The sequence below is a fragment of the Parasutterella secunda genome (assembly GCF_016901835.1).
Lineage (GTDB): Bacteria > Pseudomonadota > Gammaproteobacteria > Burkholderiales > Burkholderiaceae_F > Aphodousia > Aphodousia faecavium.
Genome location: NZ_JACJKX010000009.1, coordinates 1 through 14,844, shown reverse-complemented (window position 1 = coordinate 14,844; position 14,844 = coordinate 1). Strand labels below are relative to the sequence as shown.

At 47.5% G+C, this 14,844-nt stretch carries 12 protein-coding genes; 8 read left to right on the top strand and 4 right to left on the bottom strand.

Annotated elements, in window-relative coordinates:
• Window positions 1-231 precede the first annotated feature (231 nt).
• Both nrdD and nrdG read left to right on the top strand, forming a co-directional pair.
• Entirely contained in the window at window positions 232-2,394 is a 2,163-nt protein-coding gene (nrdD, locus tag H5985_RS05715; protein WP_205050352.1) for an anaerobic ribonucleoside-triphosphate reductase, read from the top strand.
• A 15-nt stretch (window positions 2,395-2,409) separates the two neighbouring features.
• Window positions 2,410-2,874 carry an anaerobic ribonucleoside-triphosphate reductase activating protein gene (gene nrdG, locus H5985_RS05710; RefSeq protein ID WP_205050351.1) on the top strand — a complete coding sequence of 155 codons (465 nt, stop codon included), beginning with the start codon at window positions 2,410-2,412 and terminating at the stop codon, window positions 2,872-2,874.
• Between the two features lie 47 nt (window positions 2,875-2,921).
• Here the strand turns inward: nrdG and H5985_RS09445 are convergent, their stop codons facing one another.
• Complete coding sequence (locus tag H5985_RS09445; protein WP_338124958.1) at window positions 2,922-3,122, bottom strand: hemolysin III family protein; 201 nt, start codon at window positions 3,120-3,122, stop codon at window positions 2,922-2,924.
• 192 nt (window positions 3,123-3,314) lie between these two features.
• On the opposite strand from H5985_RS09445, the gene H5985_RS05700 reads away from it, so the two are divergent.
• A complete protein-coding gene (locus tag H5985_RS05700) occupies window positions 3,315-4,898 on the top strand; it encodes an AAA family ATPase (RefSeq protein ID WP_239481638.1) in 1,584 nt (527 codons plus the stop codon).
• Between the two features lie 16 nt (window positions 4,899-4,914).
• Here H5985_RS05700 and trhA read toward each other — a convergent pair whose 3' ends face one another.
• Window positions 4,915-5,601: a PAQR family membrane homeostasis protein TrhA gene (gene trhA / locus H5985_RS05695; protein ID WP_205050349.1), complete on the bottom strand. Its 687-nt coding sequence runs from the start codon at window positions 5,599-5,601 to the stop codon at window positions 4,915-4,917.
• 95 nt (window positions 5,602-5,696) lie between these two features.
• Between trhA and H5985_RS05690 the strand changes: the two genes are divergently transcribed.
• Entirely contained in the window at window positions 5,697-6,266 is a 570-nt protein-coding gene (locus H5985_RS05690) for a chalcone isomerase family protein (protein WP_205050348.1), read from the top strand.
• 73 nt (window positions 6,267-6,339) lie between these two features.
• Here the strand turns inward: H5985_RS05690 and H5985_RS05685 are convergent, their stop codons facing one another.
• On the bottom strand, window positions 6,340-7,401 hold the full coding sequence (locus tag H5985_RS05685; RefSeq protein WP_205050347.1) for a type II asparaginase: 1,062 nt from the start codon (window positions 7,399-7,401) through the stop codon (window positions 6,340-6,342).
• Between the two features lie 243 nt (window positions 7,402-7,644).
• Between H5985_RS05685 and H5985_RS05680 the strand changes: the two genes are divergently transcribed.
• On the top strand, window positions 7,645-11,052 hold the full coding sequence (locus tag H5985_RS05680; protein ID WP_205050346.1) for an autotransporter family protein: 3,408 nt from the start codon (window positions 7,645-7,647) through the stop codon (window positions 11,050-11,052).
• Here H5985_RS05680 and rarD read toward each other — a convergent pair.
• On the bottom strand, window positions 11,049-11,963 hold the full coding sequence (gene rarD / locus H5985_RS05675; RefSeq protein WP_205050345.1) for an EamA family transporter RarD: 915 nt from the start codon (window positions 11,961-11,963) through the stop codon (window positions 11,049-11,051). The two genes, H5985_RS05680 and rarD, sit on opposite strands and share 4 nt — an antisense overlap.
• A 344-nt stretch (window positions 11,964-12,307) precedes the next feature.
• On the opposite strand from rarD, the gene H5985_RS05670 reads away from it, so the two are divergent.
• The 3 genes from H5985_RS05670 to H5985_RS05660 all read left to right on the top strand — a co-directional run bounded on the left by H5985_RS05670 (window position 12,308) and on the right by H5985_RS05660 (window position 14,673).
• Entirely contained in the window at window positions 12,308-13,111 is an 804-nt protein-coding gene (locus H5985_RS05670; RefSeq protein ID WP_205050421.1) for a basic amino acid ABC transporter substrate-binding protein, read from the top strand.
• 78 nt (window positions 13,112-13,189) lie between these two features.
• Window positions 13,190-13,939 carry an amino acid ABC transporter permease gene (locus tag H5985_RS05665; protein ID WP_205050344.1) on the top strand — a complete coding sequence of 250 codons (750 nt, stop codon included), beginning with the start codon at window positions 13,190-13,192 and terminating at the stop codon, window positions 13,937-13,939.
• Window positions 13,936-14,673 carry an amino acid ABC transporter ATP-binding protein gene (locus H5985_RS05660; RefSeq protein ID WP_205050343.1) on the top strand — a complete coding sequence of 246 codons (738 nt, stop codon included), beginning with the start codon at window positions 13,936-13,938 and terminating at the stop codon, window positions 14,671-14,673. Before H5985_RS05665 ends, H5985_RS05660 begins: the two co-directional genes overlap by 4 nt.
• Window positions 14,674-14,844: the final 171 nt, after the last annotated feature.

Below are 14,844 nucleotides of genomic sequence, written 5' to 3'. Positions count from 1 at the left end.
GACGGTTACAAAAATTTTTAGGTACTAAACGAAAAACCTAACTCTTTGATCACATTCACTTTTCTAAAAGAAGTACTTCTACACATCCTACATATAGTGGTATGACTTTTTTATGCTCCAAAATTTTGTATTTTTTAGCTTTGATTTTCGGGCCGATGCGATTACAATCACACTCTCGTTGAGTAAATTTTCTTCTATCGGCGTTGCCTGCCGAATCACCAAGGATGTGCCATGAAAGTCGTGAAAAAAGATCAGACGCTTGAAGATTTCAACCCGCAAAAAATTTCGGTTGCCGTGAATAAAGCCGCTATGCGCTGCGATAAGACGGTCGATGAAGCGTCTTGTCAAAAGATCGTGGATGCGATTTTGCGTCGTATCAAAGAGCGCGATCAAGTGACCGTGGCCGAACTCCATGAATTGGTGATTGCCGTTTTGTCCGTAACCGGTTTTGAAGACGTAGCCAAGGCTTACGCCGAGTACCGCTACTATAAGACCAACTACGCCAAGACTTTTGAAAAGCTGCGCCAGGATGCCGACGACGTGCTTCGCTTGGGTGACCGCGAAAACGCCAATTTCGACAGCTCCTTGGTTTCCACCAAGGGCTCCTTGATCAAAGGCTATTTAACAAAGAGCCTCTACAAGCAGTTCTATCTCTCTGCTAAGGAAAAAGAGCTTATTGAACGCGGCGACATTTACATCCATGACCTGCGCGACATGATTCTGGGTTGCGTGAACTGCTGCCTTTTTGACATCAAGCACGTTCTTGAGGGCGGCTTTGAAATGTCCAATGTGCAGTACACGGAACCGAAGACTGTCTTGTCTGCCCTTCAGGTGATCGGTGACATCACGCTTGTGGCCACGGCTCAACAGTTCGGCGGCTTTACCTTGGCTGAACTCGATAAAGTGCTCTTACCCTACGCACACAAGACCTGGGACAAAGCCTATAACGATGCAATTAATGAGCTCGGTGTGAACGAAGATGTTGCTCACCGTTATGCCGATAAGACCCTTTTGCGTGAATTGGAACAGGGTTTTCAATCGCTTGAATTAAAGCTCAATACGGTGCCCTGCAGCCGCGGTGACTTTGCGTTTACCACGATCTCTTTCGGTCAGTGGGATGTGAAGTGGCCTGAAGAAGATAAGCGCTTGATGGCTTTGATCAACTCCGTGATGCTTCGTGTTCGTCGTAACGGCCACGGTCCTGACCACAAGCCCGTCGTTTTCCCGAAGCTCGTGTACCTCTATGACAAGAACCAGGTGCAAAACGATCTGCACAGTGCCGAACTTTTTGATGAAGCCGTGAAGACTTCATCGACCTGCATGTACCCGGACTACTTGAGTATTTCGAGTGAATACGGTACGGTCTCGCGTCTTTTCCGTGAAGAAGGCGTGATCACGAGCCCGATGGGGTGCCGCGCTTACCTTTCTCCGTGGAAGGATCCGGAAACCGGCAAGTATGTAACGATCGGCCGCTGCAACATCGGTGCCGTGAGCTTAAACATTCCGCTCATGATCAAGGTGGCGATGACCGAACATCCCTTGGATTGGCGTGAAAAGTTCTGGGATTTGTTGGATGACCGTCTCCAAGTCATTCGCGACTTCTTAAAGAAGCGCTATGACGTGATCCGCAATCAACGTTGCTCCTCCAACCCCCTCGCCTTTACGCAGGGTGGCTTCTATAAGGGCACGAAGGATCCCGATGACCGCGTGGGTGACTTGGTCGACTACATGACGGCGAGTTTCGGTATCACCGCTTTGGATGATGCTACTTACCTTTGGACCGGTAAGCGCATGATTGAAGACAATTCTGCCTTTGCTGTTCAAGTGCTGCGTTACCTGCAGCAAAAGTTAAACGAATTCAAGGCCGAAGACCATTACCTGTATGCCATTTATGGCACGCCTGCTGAAAGCCTTTGCGCCACGCAGGCCCGTCAGTACGATGACTACTGCAAGGAAATGGGCTTGGTCAACGAATTTGCAACGGCTGAACACTACAGCACCGAGTACTTCACGAATTCGTTCCACTTGAACGTAACGGAGGACATTACGCCCTTTGAAAAGCAGGATCACGAATTCAAGTGCTTCCACTTGTGCGAAGGCGGCCACATCCAGTATGTGCGCCTCACCAACCCTGAAAATTACCAGGCCGACAAAGCGATTATCGAGCGTGGTATGGAAATGGGCTTCTATCAGGGCGTGAATTTTGATGCGGCCTACTGCAACAATTGCGGCAAGCACTCCACAAACGTGATGTTTAAGTGCCCGCATTGCGGCAGCGATAATTTGTCCGTGATCAGTCGTGTCTGCGGCTACCTTGGTTACAGTAACGTGAACGGTCAATCCCGCATGAACGACGGCAAGATGGCTGAAATCAAGCGCCGCGTCTCAATGTAGTAAGGAACTTTTTCTATGAAGTACGCCCAATTGCGCGAATTTGACACAACAAATGGCCCCGGCGTCAGAGTCTCGCTTTTTGTCTCGGGCTGCACCCTGCACTGTAAGGGTTGCTTTAACCCCGAGTCCTGGGACTTTAATGCCGGAGAGGATTTTACGGATCAGACGATTGAAAAAATAACAGATCTTGTCAATCGCCCGTACATGTCAGGCTTGAGCGTTTTGGGCGGCGACCCTTTTGAAGAGGCCAATATCGGACCTGTTACCGAACTTTGCAAAAAAGTGAAAGCTGCCTGCCCGGGTAAAACGATTTGGGTGTGGACAGGTCGCAAGTATGAACACTTTAAGGACCATGAAATCATGCAGTATATTGATACCTTGGTGGATGGTCCTTTTGTAGAAAAACTCAAAGTCAAAGAACAAGGACAGTATTTCGGTAGTACTAATCAACGGGTTATACCGATTCATCCTGAAAAGTAATTTAATTTTGGCCCGAGCATTTAAAAGTTCGGGCCGAATTGTATCAGTCAGCGAAAAACCGGTATGACGTACAGCAGTACGGATAGAAACTGCAAAATTGTTCCGGTAAACACGAAGAGATGCCATATCGCATGGTTGTATGGCATGCTCTTCCAGATATAGAAGATAACTCCCAGGCTGTAGCTAAGTCCTCCTGCCGTTAAGAGCCACAATCCCCCATTGGGAAATTTCTTAATAACGAGAATCACAAGCTCCTTCCCTAGTCTAGAGGCCGATGTCGTCGATATCTGGTTGGAAAATCGCCGACTCGGCGAAGTCACGGAAATGCTGCTTGACTTTTGCGGGAAGAGCTAAAAATTAAAGTTGTTTTAGCTAAACACCAGGATTGTAATTCGTTAAAATGGCTAGGTTAGTCAATTTTGACTTAAATGGAAAAAATCATGCAACAAGCCTTGCCGTTAGGTACTTCAGATTTCAGATCTTTGAGAATTAATAATGAAATTTATGTCGATAAGACGGATTTGGTGTTTCGTTTGGCTCAACACCGCGGCAAAATTTTTCTGGCTCGTCCCCGACGTTTCGGCAAATCGCTTTTAGTCTCTACTTTTGAATCGTTATTTAAGAATGGTCTTACACATTTCCAAGGTCTTGCAATTGAAAATAAATGGGAAGACAAAACTTACGCTGTTGCCAGACTGGACTTTTCCAGTTTAAAAACATTCAAAAGTTTGGAACAGTTTCAAACAGCGTTTCACAGTTTGCTGTTATCAGCTTTTATTCCGCTAGGCTTTAAATTTAACTCTGACAATAAAGATCTTCTTTTCATTGACCAACTTAAAATGTGGCTGTCCTCTCTGCCGGCAAGCTCAATAGTGTTGTTGATCGATGAATACGATGCACCCTTAACGAATCATCTCGATGACCCTGAAGTTTTTAATACAATTCGTGACTGCCTCGGTGAGTTTTACACCGCTGTCAAACAGTACGAAGGTTGTCTGCGCTTTTTCTTTATGACAGGGATTACTAAGTTCAGTAATACCAGTATTTTTTCAGCATTTAACAATCTTCAGGACATTTCTCTTGATGTTCAGTTCGGCTCACTTTTGGGTTATACAGAGGAAGAAATTAGTCATTGCTTCTCTTCCTATCTTGACAGTGCAGCTCACGAACTTAAATTAAGCAAAGAAAAATTATTGGAATTGTTGCGTGAGCAGTATGACGGATTTTCGTTCGATAGACAGGCTCGAACTCATGTTTACTGCCCTTGGTCGGTCTTGAATTTTTTTGCTAAACCATCGGAAGGATTTCAGAATTATTGGTATACGAGCGGCGGACAGCCCACAGTTCTAATGAAGTACTTGACCAGTCACGCACTGAAATCTCCAACGGTTTATGACGAACCGGTCTTAGTGTCTTTATCGGATTTGGGCGCTAGCCGTCAATATGATGAAATATCCATCGAAGCACTGTTAACTCAGGCTGGTTATTTAACTATTAAAGAACAGGTCGGCGGTGATTACGTTCGTTTAGGTTATCCTAATGAAGAAGTGTCTCGTTCAATGGCGCAACTTTATGCGTCTGAGCTGCTTCGTGGACAAAATCTCGTCCAGTCCGGCGTTCCTATTCTTGCAAAAATTCTGACTTCAGAGACACCGGAAACAGTGGTCGATTATTTCAATCGTGCACTCACCTCTATTGATTATGTCCGCTATCCTGTTGATAGCGAGGCGGCCTGTCGGGCATATTTACAGGTTCTTTTAATTGGAGCAGCCTTAGTGCCTCGAGTTGAGGTACACAACGCCTTCGGTCGCAGTGATATGGAGGTAGAAGTGAATGGGCGGCATTGGGTTTTCGAGTTTAAATACGCCAGATCATCTAACGAAACTGACAGGCTTTTAAAAGAAGCGATTGTTCAAGTTCAATCCAATCACTATGGCAAAACAACTGATAACAAAGAACTTATTCGCGTTGCATTAGTGTTTTCTGCCGAACAACGTCGTTTTGTTGCTTGGGAATCAGTTTAAATAGTCAGAACGATTCTTAACTAAATACAGGTATAACGTACAACAGCACGGATAGGAACTGCAAAACTGTTCCGACAAAAACAAACACGTGCCAGATTGCATGGCTGAATGGAATCGCTTTCCGGACATAAAAAATAACGCCGAAACTGTAGGCTAAGCCGCCGGCTGCCAGCAACCACAAGCCCCCTGTTGGAAGGTTGTTAATTAATGGTTTAATGACAAGAACCACGAGCCAGCCCATTGCTAAATACAAAAGCGAATTAAGCCACTTGCTCCTTTTAAGAAGAATACCCTGCAAGGCGATGCCTAAGATGGCGATTACCCAAACGGCAACGCAAAGCATAATCCCCGTCACTCCTTTTAGAGTGATCAGGCAAAACGGTGTGTAGCTACCCGCAATCAAAACAAAAATCATTGAATGATCGAGGCGTTGCAGAATAGGTTTGACTTTTGGATTCGGAATCGCGTGATAAAGCGTTGAGGCGACATATAGAAAAATCATGCTTGCGCCGAAGACACTGACCGCGGTTATAACCGTCGGAGTACCGGAGTAAGCAACGGCGAAACCGACCAGTATGGCCAATCCTGCCACACTCAATAAAGCAGCCACACCGTGCGTGACGGCATTGGCAATTTCCTCTCCTGTTGTATATTGAGAAATTTTTTGCGAGTGTGTCCCGGACACTAAAAGATGAGTACTCATCCGATTGGCCTCCTCTTTTTTTGGATTGTAGAACAGAGAATTTGACTTAAAACCTCTCTAAAATCATGACTTTGTTTCAATACATTTCAAAAAATATGAAAAAGACTATTTTTGCATTGGGCTGCCTTTTAAGCCTCTCGCCCATTTGGGCTTCAACGACTGTTTCGGATATTGTCTATGCCGATACGTTGAAAAAAGACGGTGCACAACTGCAGCTTAACGGCGCCGGTATTCGTGAAATCTTTGTAGTCGATGTCTACGCGGCCGGCCTTTATCTCCCGCAGCGCTCCTCGACAGCTGAGGACGTGATTAATATGGCCGGAAACAAAACCGTTCGTTTGGGACTTTTGCGTGATGTGGATGCGGGTGACTTTGTCGATGCCTTAAATGAAGGCATTCTCGACAATACAACGGAAGACGAACGTCAGGCATTAAGTACTGAACTTCAATCCTTGATTGCAGTGATGAACAAAATCGGCGACGTTAAAAAAGGCGATATTGTGGATTTCGACTATTCACAGACACATGAAACCAGCGTGACTGTGAATGGAAAATTAATTGGTGAGAAGATCGGCGGAGAAGCGCTCTACCGGACTGTATTGAAAATCTGGCTTGGAGAAAAAGCCATTGATTCAGATTTAAAGAAATCGCTCCTTAAAAATTAAAACTCTCAAATAAGAAAGGGCTCGATTCCGAGCCCTTTCAGTGATAGCATAAAATACTAACTATATGATTTAATTAGTATTTCATGAACATTTCCTGGATCTTCTTCGGATCGTTGGTCTTGGTCAAGGCCAATTGCAAGAGCAAGCGAGCCTTTTGCGGATTCAAAGAATAACCGTCAAGGAAGCCTGCCTTACCGTAGTCACTGTCAGCACCGGCAGGGGTGACGATACCGCTACCCGTGCGGCTTGAGCGAACAACCACCACACCCTTCTTCACGGCATTGGCTAAACCGACTTCAGCATCTTGGTGAATGGAGCCGTTACCGGAACCGGCAGAAATAATGCCCTTGGCACCGGCAGCCACTGCTGCATCGACCAATACGGAGTCATCGCTTGCGTGCGAGTAAACGATATCGACGCGCGGAAGTTTATCGAGTTTACTCACGTCAAATTCCGTTTCGTGCGTGTGCTTCATCGTTGTATCACGCATGAAGTAGTTCTTGCCGCCTGCGACAACACCCAAAAGACCTAAGGTTGGAGCCTGGAACGTATCGACGTTCGTGGTGTTGGTCTTGGTGCCTTCTCGTGCTGCATTGATTTGGTCATTTAAGGCAATCAACACACCTCGATCCTGAGCGTTGGGGTCAGCGGCGAGTTTCACGGCGTTTAAGAGATTCATCGGGCCGTCAGCAGAAATGGCCGTTGCCGGGCGCATGGCACCTACAACCACGACAGGCTTCTTGCTCTTAACCGTGAGGTTTAAGAAGTAAGCCGTTTCTTCCAAGGTATCCGTGCCGTGCGTGATCACAATTCCGGAAATCTTCGGATCGGCCAGAAGTTCGTTGCAGCGCTTTGCAAGCTTGAGCAACACTTCATCGGTCATGTTGTTGGAGCTGATCTTCACGATCTGTTCGCCGGAGACATTGGCAAATTCTTTAATAGCGGGAACCGCGTCAATCAACGTTTGAATGGCGAGGTCACCGGCCTTGTAACCCGTCACTTGGGTGCTGGAAGAGGCGGTACCGGCAATCGTGCCGCCCGTGGCGAGAATAGCCACATTGGGTAATTGTGCGGCAAAAGCGCTGCCGGCCAGGGATAAAGCCAGAGCAGCTGCAAGCAAAGTCTTTTTCATCATATAAGCTCCTCGTTTGTTGAGTTGAGACGGGGTAAAAAATATGTTCCCGATCGGAACTATTGTCTAGGAACTTTTGCTTAGATACAAGGTGGGAAAACACTTACACCAAACGGTTGATACGAACGACCTTTTCAGTCTTTTTTGTGTAGACGATCGCGAAGGCCGATTACAATGGGAAATATTGATGATAAATGTCTGAGTCGTTTTATGTTCTGTAATAAATTCCACAAGAAATCTGTTTCAATGGCTGTAAGGATGGCGCTCATTCCCATGCTGATGCTCCCTGCAGCTTCCCAAGCGGTCATTACTGTGCCTGTCCATTCAGAAGATAGGGTGCACTTTGCTGATTTAAATATTCTCGAACCCGGAGAATACGATGAAAAATACTTCGATCAGGACTTAGGATCGGCCGACCGTGAGGTCTCTGAAGATGAGCTTTCAGCGATGAATTTGGGCTTGAGTTACTTTTGGGATATTCTCAAGGGGGATTTTCAAGCACAAAAGCCGGTTCAAATTCTGATAGTTCCTTATTCAGTCAGGGATGATAATGCTTTTGCTTTCAGTCTGAACTATTCTGAATTAACTGAATTAGCAGCCGCTTGGAAGGGCGAAGCCGATTTGGACGGTAATGTCGCAGTGATCGGACTCGACAGGCCGATGTACGCCGATCAGTGGTATACCGATACATTGCCTGTTTTGCCTGCTCAGGGAATCAACAGTGATTTGCCCGGAACAATACTACATGAGCTTTTCCACGCTTTTGGACTGGGAACCACTTTGCTAGGCGATTCTTTTGATAAAGACGATCTTAATCGCTACACGTTGCTGTTACACGATGCTTACGGTCGAAGTGTTGCCGATCTGGCAAAGATGAATTCAACCGATCGCCGTATACGGGTAAAGGTTCTCTATCTCGGCGATGAGATACCGACCGAGCCCCTAGAACCCGACTGCTTTTATATCTATTCAAGCGGTCGCTACAGCGGGATGTATTTTTCAGGTCCGAATGTTCTTGACGCGCTTGACGGTGCAAAAATCGGTTCGGCGACGGATGTGGATTATGATCTGACCGATTATCAGGAAGCAATGACCTCGGTTCCCGGCTTACCCATCAACGGCTTGGAGTTAAATTATGACGGATCGGTGTTTTTTGAGGGTTCACATATAGAGCTTCAAAACAGTCTGATGAGCCACCAGACATACAGAAATTGGGGTGTGCTCATGGAGGCAGAACTCGCTCTTTTACAGGACCTGGGATTTAATTTTGATCGTAAGCGCTTCTTCGGTTATTCCGTTTACGGAAGCGGCCTTACGATCGACAATGACCACGGGTATTGGGCAAGAAATGAAGACGGAACCGATTGGGTCTACGGAATGCCCTCCAATCAATCTTGGGGAATCGGTCTTCATGTTTACGGCTCAGACAATACGGTGCGTCAACGAGCTGACATTCTGACTGACGGCCACTATGGAATCGGTGTGCGTGTTGACGGTGTGGGCAACGATCTGACGATTGCTTCCGGAACAACAGTTGAAGCCAACGGCTACGGCGGCAAAGGGATCCTCTTTTCCTGGGGAAAGAATCATCGCCTCACTATTGAAGAAGGAGCCTCTGTGACAGCACTCGGTGAAGACGGTGTAGCCGTTGCCTTTGATTTCGGTTCCAATGTATTAGGTGACAATTGGAACTATCTGGGCTCTTACACTTCAACGAGATTTTTCGAAGATACGGGTATTGTTGAGAATAACTACTATATTCCCGACGAATTAAAAGGCGCACTCATTGAAAGCTTTACTTTAAGCGGAAGTGTCAAAGGGGACATGGCCTCCGTTTACATTTCCCCCAATGCCTATGTAAAAGAGATTGTTGTGACACCGGGTGCAGAGATCGAAGGCGACATTTTGTCGCTGTGGAACCCGGATTCCACTCTTTACGGGACGGAACACATGGGCTATGAGGGTAAGGAACCCTTAATCACCACCTTGACATTCGGAAATTCCAGGGAAAGATCAAACGAGTCAGTCATTGAGTTCAATGACATCATCTGGAGTAACCAGAGTATGGTGATGAATGTCTCGGGCACCACTTTGAAATTCAATGGCGCAGCCACGGTATTGGGCGTGAGCGTCAAACCCGGAGCGACGCTTGAAGGCGGTTACTTCAATCTTAGTGAAAAAGAAAATGTTGCTGATTCCGGGAGTCTCCAAAATTCAGGTACGGTTGTGTCCACGGTTAAAAGTCCGGTTGTCATCAGCGGCAATTATCACCAAAGCTCAAGTGCTTCTTTAACCCTTTCGGTGAGCGACGGAAAGTTTGTCCCGATGACCGTTGAAGGTAAAGCTTCTGTTGAAGATAACGCTCACATCATTGCAACGCCTGAAGGCGGATGGCATGCCGACGGGCTGATCAGTGTTGATGCAGACTCCCCGATCATTAATGCAGATGACATGAACCTGGGAGAGATAACGCTTGATTGGGTTACAGCAGAAAATGTGTCCCCCTCCCCGACTCTGAGCATTGAGAACACAACGGACGGTCTCGTCATTAAAAGGAAAGACAACGCGTACTCACAGTATGTGAGCGGAGAAGCTCGTGAAGTGGCTCAAATTTTTGATGCTTCAGCTGCTACTTTAAGTAATGATTTAACTCAAACGCTTTTTGCTTATATGGATTGGTCTGATACTGAGGGCGCAGCCATCAATGAGGCGGCAGACGCTTTAAGCGGTAAAGGTGTAACGGACGGCGTAGCCGGTACCCTGATGCTTGAGCGTATTGCTGAGGAGGCCTTGAGACCGCAATTGTCGTTTGCTCAGGCCGACGGCGAGTACGTTTGGGTGAATCCTTTCGGAGCAACCGCTTCAGTGCTGGCGGGCAATAAAACCCGTTTTGATGTCGCGGGCCTTGCGGGCGGCTGGATTAAAAAGTCTCAACACTGTACGGTCGGTTTCTCCGTTGCCGCTTTAGATAGTGAAGGCAAGAGTCAGGAAGCGCACGAACTTGATGCCAAGGGGCTTTGGTTATCTGCTTTCATTCGCAATGATGTTCAAGCGATACCTGAAGTTTTTTGGGAAAGTGCTCTTCGCTTGGGCTATATGAATGCCGATGAAAAACGTGCGCTAACATTCGGCGACTTTTACGATTCAACTCAAGCCGATATCGAGCGCTGGTCATTCGGCGCATCAGTTAAGACAGGGCTTACGTTCAATGTCAATGACAATTTCCGCTTTGAACCCTATGCTCAATTGGCAGGAAGCCTCCTGTACTCCCCCTCTTATAGTGAAGATTCCGAGGGATTAGCTGCATTGGACGTGGATTCCGGTCTTTATCGAACGCTTGAAGCCAGAGTGGGCGTTACAGCCGAAGGCGCTGCTTTCACAGAGCAAACGGCCTATTGGCGCTTACATGCCTCTTATGGACGAGAGCTTTTGTCTGACGCGGGCGACATGAAAGCTGCTTTCAGGGCTTCTGATCTTAAGGGGTCATTCGACCGAACGGTTCAATGGGACAGCAAGAACCGATTCCGTGCGGGTTTGAAGCTCGGCATTGAAAACCGAGAAGGACTGTCATTTAACGCCCGAGTCGACGGTCAGTGGGAATCAAGCGATACCCATGCGGTTGCGGGCGGTGTTGAAGCAACCTGGCGGTTTTAAGGACCTCTGTGATGTTTGACGTTGCCAAGGATATATAAAAGGACGGCGGATAAAATAAAGCCCAAAGCGATGACTTCGGCAAAACTTACGGCCTCCTTAAAGACGAAAACGCCCAGGCAAAAGGTCAGAACCGGACTTAAAAACTGAATGATGCCCAAGACGGTCATGGGAAGGCGTTGCGCAGCAAGCGAAAACAAAATCATGGGAACCGAGGTGACAATCCCCGTTCCCATCAGCGCCCAGCTTAAGCCCGAGGTGAAACTCTCAAGGAAGTGCCTCACGAGCGCCCCATCAAAACTCAAAAGATAGATGAGCGCGGGGCCCACCATCAGAATGTGTTCAATGCCGACGCTTTTAAGCGGATCAATGATGATTTTCTTTTTTAATGCTCCGTAGGTGGCCCAGGTCGTTGAAACCAGGATCGCAATCCAGGGGAAACGATCCAGTCCTGCAACAAGGACGGCAACACCGATTGCCGCTAAGGCAATGGCGGCGGCCCGGACTTTGCTCACACGCTCAGAGAAAAAGACAATACCGATCGCCATCGTCATAAGGGGCGTGAGAAACGTACCCATGCCTAATTCCACGACTCGCCCTGAGGTGACTCCGACAATATTGATAAGCCAATTGCCCGAGGCAAACAATGTTGCCAGAATCAAAAGGAACGTATTGTTTTCGCGCGGATTTTTAAATAGATCAATGAAAAGACGAAACGTTGCTCCCAGCTGTCTTTTCGTTATCAAAAGGCCCAGGATAAATATCAGAGACCAGACGATGCGGTGAGCCAAAATCTCCACGTCGCCCGCAGCCGACAACAACGCCCAGTAGAGCGCAATCGTCCCCCAAATACAGTACGCGCCGATTGCAGAAGCTAAGCCCGATTTGTAGCCCGAATTTGTCAGAGAAGCCATAAAAATTCTTTCGAACGTTTTCAGTTTTAACGTTCAAAAATTCAATCTCGAATTGTCGACACAGTAGCACAGATTTGTCGAACAATGGCACTCGGATAACAGAGATAGAAGGCTAACCTATTCATTTTTAAAACAAAATAATTTAACGGCTAAAGAGTCGAAAAAGTCGACAAAAATCGACTATTTGTTTTCATTTTCCGACCTAGGCAAAACTCCCTAAATTTTTGATCTGTAAGAAAAATTTCCACTTGAGCAATTTTTATAAATCACCATAATTTTCCCGACAGGACAAACAAAATGTTTGTCGATCGGATTTATAAATGACCAATCTTGGAGTTTTCAACATGTCGCTTAAACACTTTATCGTTTCTGCTTCGGTGGCTTTGGCGTGTGCGGGTTTTTCTTGCGGTGCGATCGCAGCCCAAGAAACCGCAGCTAAGGTTCCGACCTATACGGTGGGCACCGGTGCAACATATCGCCCCTTCGAATTCCAAACGCCCAACAAGGAAATCGTCGGTTTCGATATCGATTTGATGAAAGAAATCGCCAAGGCTCAAGGCTTTAAGGTGGAATTCATCAACACGCTCTTCGGTGTGATTTTTGAATCGGTTAAAAACGGCGATCGCGACATGATCATGAGCGGCATCACGATTACGCCGCAACGTCAGGAAGCGGTGGACTTTTCGCTCCCCTACTTTGCTGCTCACCAATTGATTCTGACGCAAAAAAATCTCAAGGTCAATTCGATTAATGACTTAAAGGGCAAGAATATCTCCGTGGTGGCCAACTCTGCCGGTGATATCGCTGCTACGAAGGTTTTCGGCAAGGCAAGCAAGAACATCAAGCGCTTTGATAATACGCCCTTGGCTCTTGAAGAATTGTCCGCAGGCGGCGTCGATGCCGCTATCGGTGACGTGGGTGTGTTTGCCTACTATGCTGCTCAAAACCCCGATAAGCAATTTAATATGACGCGTGATCCGAGCTTTGAAGATCAATACTTCGGTATCGCTGTCCGCAAGGGCAACAAGGAATTACTCGATCAGATCAATGCGGGCTTAAAGAAGACCATTGAATCGGGCGCTTATGCCAAGGTCTACAAGAAGTGGTTCGGTGAAAACACCCCCGTTCCTGTTTTGCCGATCAAGTAATTTGCAGACACGTTAAATGAAAACCCGGCAGTCGCCTCTTGCGCTGTCGGGCTTTTCTCGAATAAGAGGTAAGAAACGATGGGCGGTTTTCGTTTTGACGTATTGGCTGAGTACTGGCCGCTGTTTGTCGAAGGCGCACAGATTACGATTGAACTGACAATCGGGTGCGTGTGCTGCGGCGTGGTGCTCGGGATGATTTTGGGTATGGCCCGTATGGCGAGCGCTCGGCACGATCCCTGGAAGTCGATTCTCTACTACGGCGTAAGGTGGCCTGTGACCATTTGGGTGAGTTTTTTCCGCGGCACTCCCCTTTTTGTGCAGATCTTTCTCATGTACTTTGCCGTGCTGCCGATTTTCATTCATCCGGTCGACGGTTTAATCATTGACGGCGAATTGGCTCGTGAGCTTCGCAGCAACTACGGCGCGTTTATTGCCGGTTTTGTGGCCATTACCCTTAACGCCGGTGCTTATATGAGTGAAGTGTTCCGCGCCGGTATTCAATCGCTCGACAAAGGTCAAACGGAAGCGGCCCGCTCAATCGGTATGACCTGGTGGCAGACCATGCGTCACATCATCATGCCCCAGGCTTTTCGTCGGATGCTGCCTGCGCTCGGCAACAACGCTATTGCTATTTTGAAAGACTCCTCGCTTGTTTCCGCTATCGGTTTGACGGAATTGGCTTACGCTGCCCGTACGGTCGCGGGTGCTTCGGCCCGTTATTGGGAACCGTATCTCACGATTTCCTTAATGTACTGGGTCATGACGTTGGCTTTGGCTTATCTCATCCGTGAAATGGAAAAACGTTTGGGCAAGGGAGATGACAAATGAGTGAAGAAATTGTTGTCCAAATTACCGATCTTCATAAAAACTACGGCGATCTTGAAGTTCTCAAAGGCATTGACCTAACGGTTCGTCGCGGAGAAAAAGTGGTGGTTTTGGGACCTTCGGGTTCCGGTAAATCTACGATGCTTCGCTGCATCAATGCCCTGGAAGACGCCGATTCAGGCTCAATTAAAGTTTCGGGTCAGGAAATTACCGATCGAAAAATCAATATCAATAAGGTGCGTGAACACCTCGGTATGGTATTTCAACGCTTTAACCTTTGGCCGCATAAAACCGTGCTCGAGAACGTTATGCTGGGCCAAATGGTGGTGAGCGGCAAGTCTAAAGAAGAGGCCGAAAAGCGCGCTCATGAAACGCTCGCCCGTGTGGGCTTGGCCGATAAGGCCGACCAGTATCCCGTGCGCCTCTCAGGCGGTCAGCAGCAACGCGTGGCGATTGCTCGCACGCTTGCGATGGATCCGAAGGTGATTTTGTTTGATGAACCGACATCAGCATTGGACCCGGAATTAGTGGGCGAAGTGTTGGCGGTGATGAAAAGCCTCGCCGAAGAAGGAATGACGATGATTGTGGTCACTCACGAAATTACATTTGCCCGTGAAGTCGCCGATCGGGTCATTTTCATGGATGGCGGCGTCATTGTTGAACAAGGCTCGCCCGAAGAAGTGCTCGTTAATCCGAAAGAAGCCCGTACACGCGCGTTCTTGAAGCGGGTTCTTTAACTCTTTCCCTACTTTTAATCAAAATAAAGGCCCTGACAGTTAACTCGCTGCCAGGGCTCTATTTTGTGTGCCTGGCATGGCACTTAATCTAACGGGTGAAAGTCCCGAGGGCGGTAAGTAGCGACAAGCCCATAGCTAACGGCAAGGGTGTCCACTGCGAGGTGGAATCTG

Excerpts from the sequence above, each read along its gene's own strand:
- H5985_RS05660 (WP_205050343.1), top strand. The coding sequence starts at position 13,936 with ATGAGTGAAGAAATTGTTGTCCAAATTACCGATCTTCATAAAAACTAC.
- H5985_RS05665 (WP_205050344.1), top strand. The coding sequence starts at position 13,190 with ATGGGCGGTTTTCGTTTTGACGTATTGGCTGAGTACTGGCCGCTGTTT.
- nrdD (WP_205050352.1), top strand. The coding sequence starts at position 232 with ATGAAAGTCGTGAAAAAAGATCAGACGCTTGAAGATTTCAACCCGCAA.
- trhA (WP_205050349.1), bottom strand. The coding sequence starts at position 5,601 with ATGAGTACTCATCTTTTAGTGTCCGGGACACACTCGCAAAAAATTTCT.
- H5985_RS05670 (WP_205050421.1), top strand. The coding sequence starts at position 12,308 with ATGTCGCTTAAACACTTTATCGTTTCTGCTTCGGTGGCTTTGGCGTGT.
- H5985_RS05690 (WP_205050348.1), top strand. The coding sequence starts at position 5,697 with ATGAAAAAGACTATTTTTGCATTGGGCTGCCTTTTAAGCCTCTCGCCC.
- H5985_RS05700 (WP_239481638.1), top strand. The coding sequence starts at position 3,315 with ATGCAACAAGCCTTGCCGTTAGGTACTTCAGATTTCAGATCTTTGAGA.
- nrdG (WP_205050351.1), top strand. The coding sequence starts at position 2,410 with ATGAAGTACGCCCAATTGCGCGAATTTGACACAACAAATGGCCCCGGC.
- H5985_RS05680 (WP_205050346.1), top strand. The coding sequence starts at position 7,645 with ATGGCTGTAAGGATGGCGCTCATTCCCATGCTGATGCTCCCTGCAGCT.
- rarD (WP_205050345.1), bottom strand. The coding sequence starts at position 11,963 with ATGGCTTCTCTGACAAATTCGGGCTACAAATCGGGCTTAGCTTCTGCA.
- H5985_RS05685 (WP_205050347.1), bottom strand. The coding sequence starts at position 7,401 with ATGATGAAAAAGACTTTGCTTGCAGCTGCTCTGGCTTTATCCCTGGCC.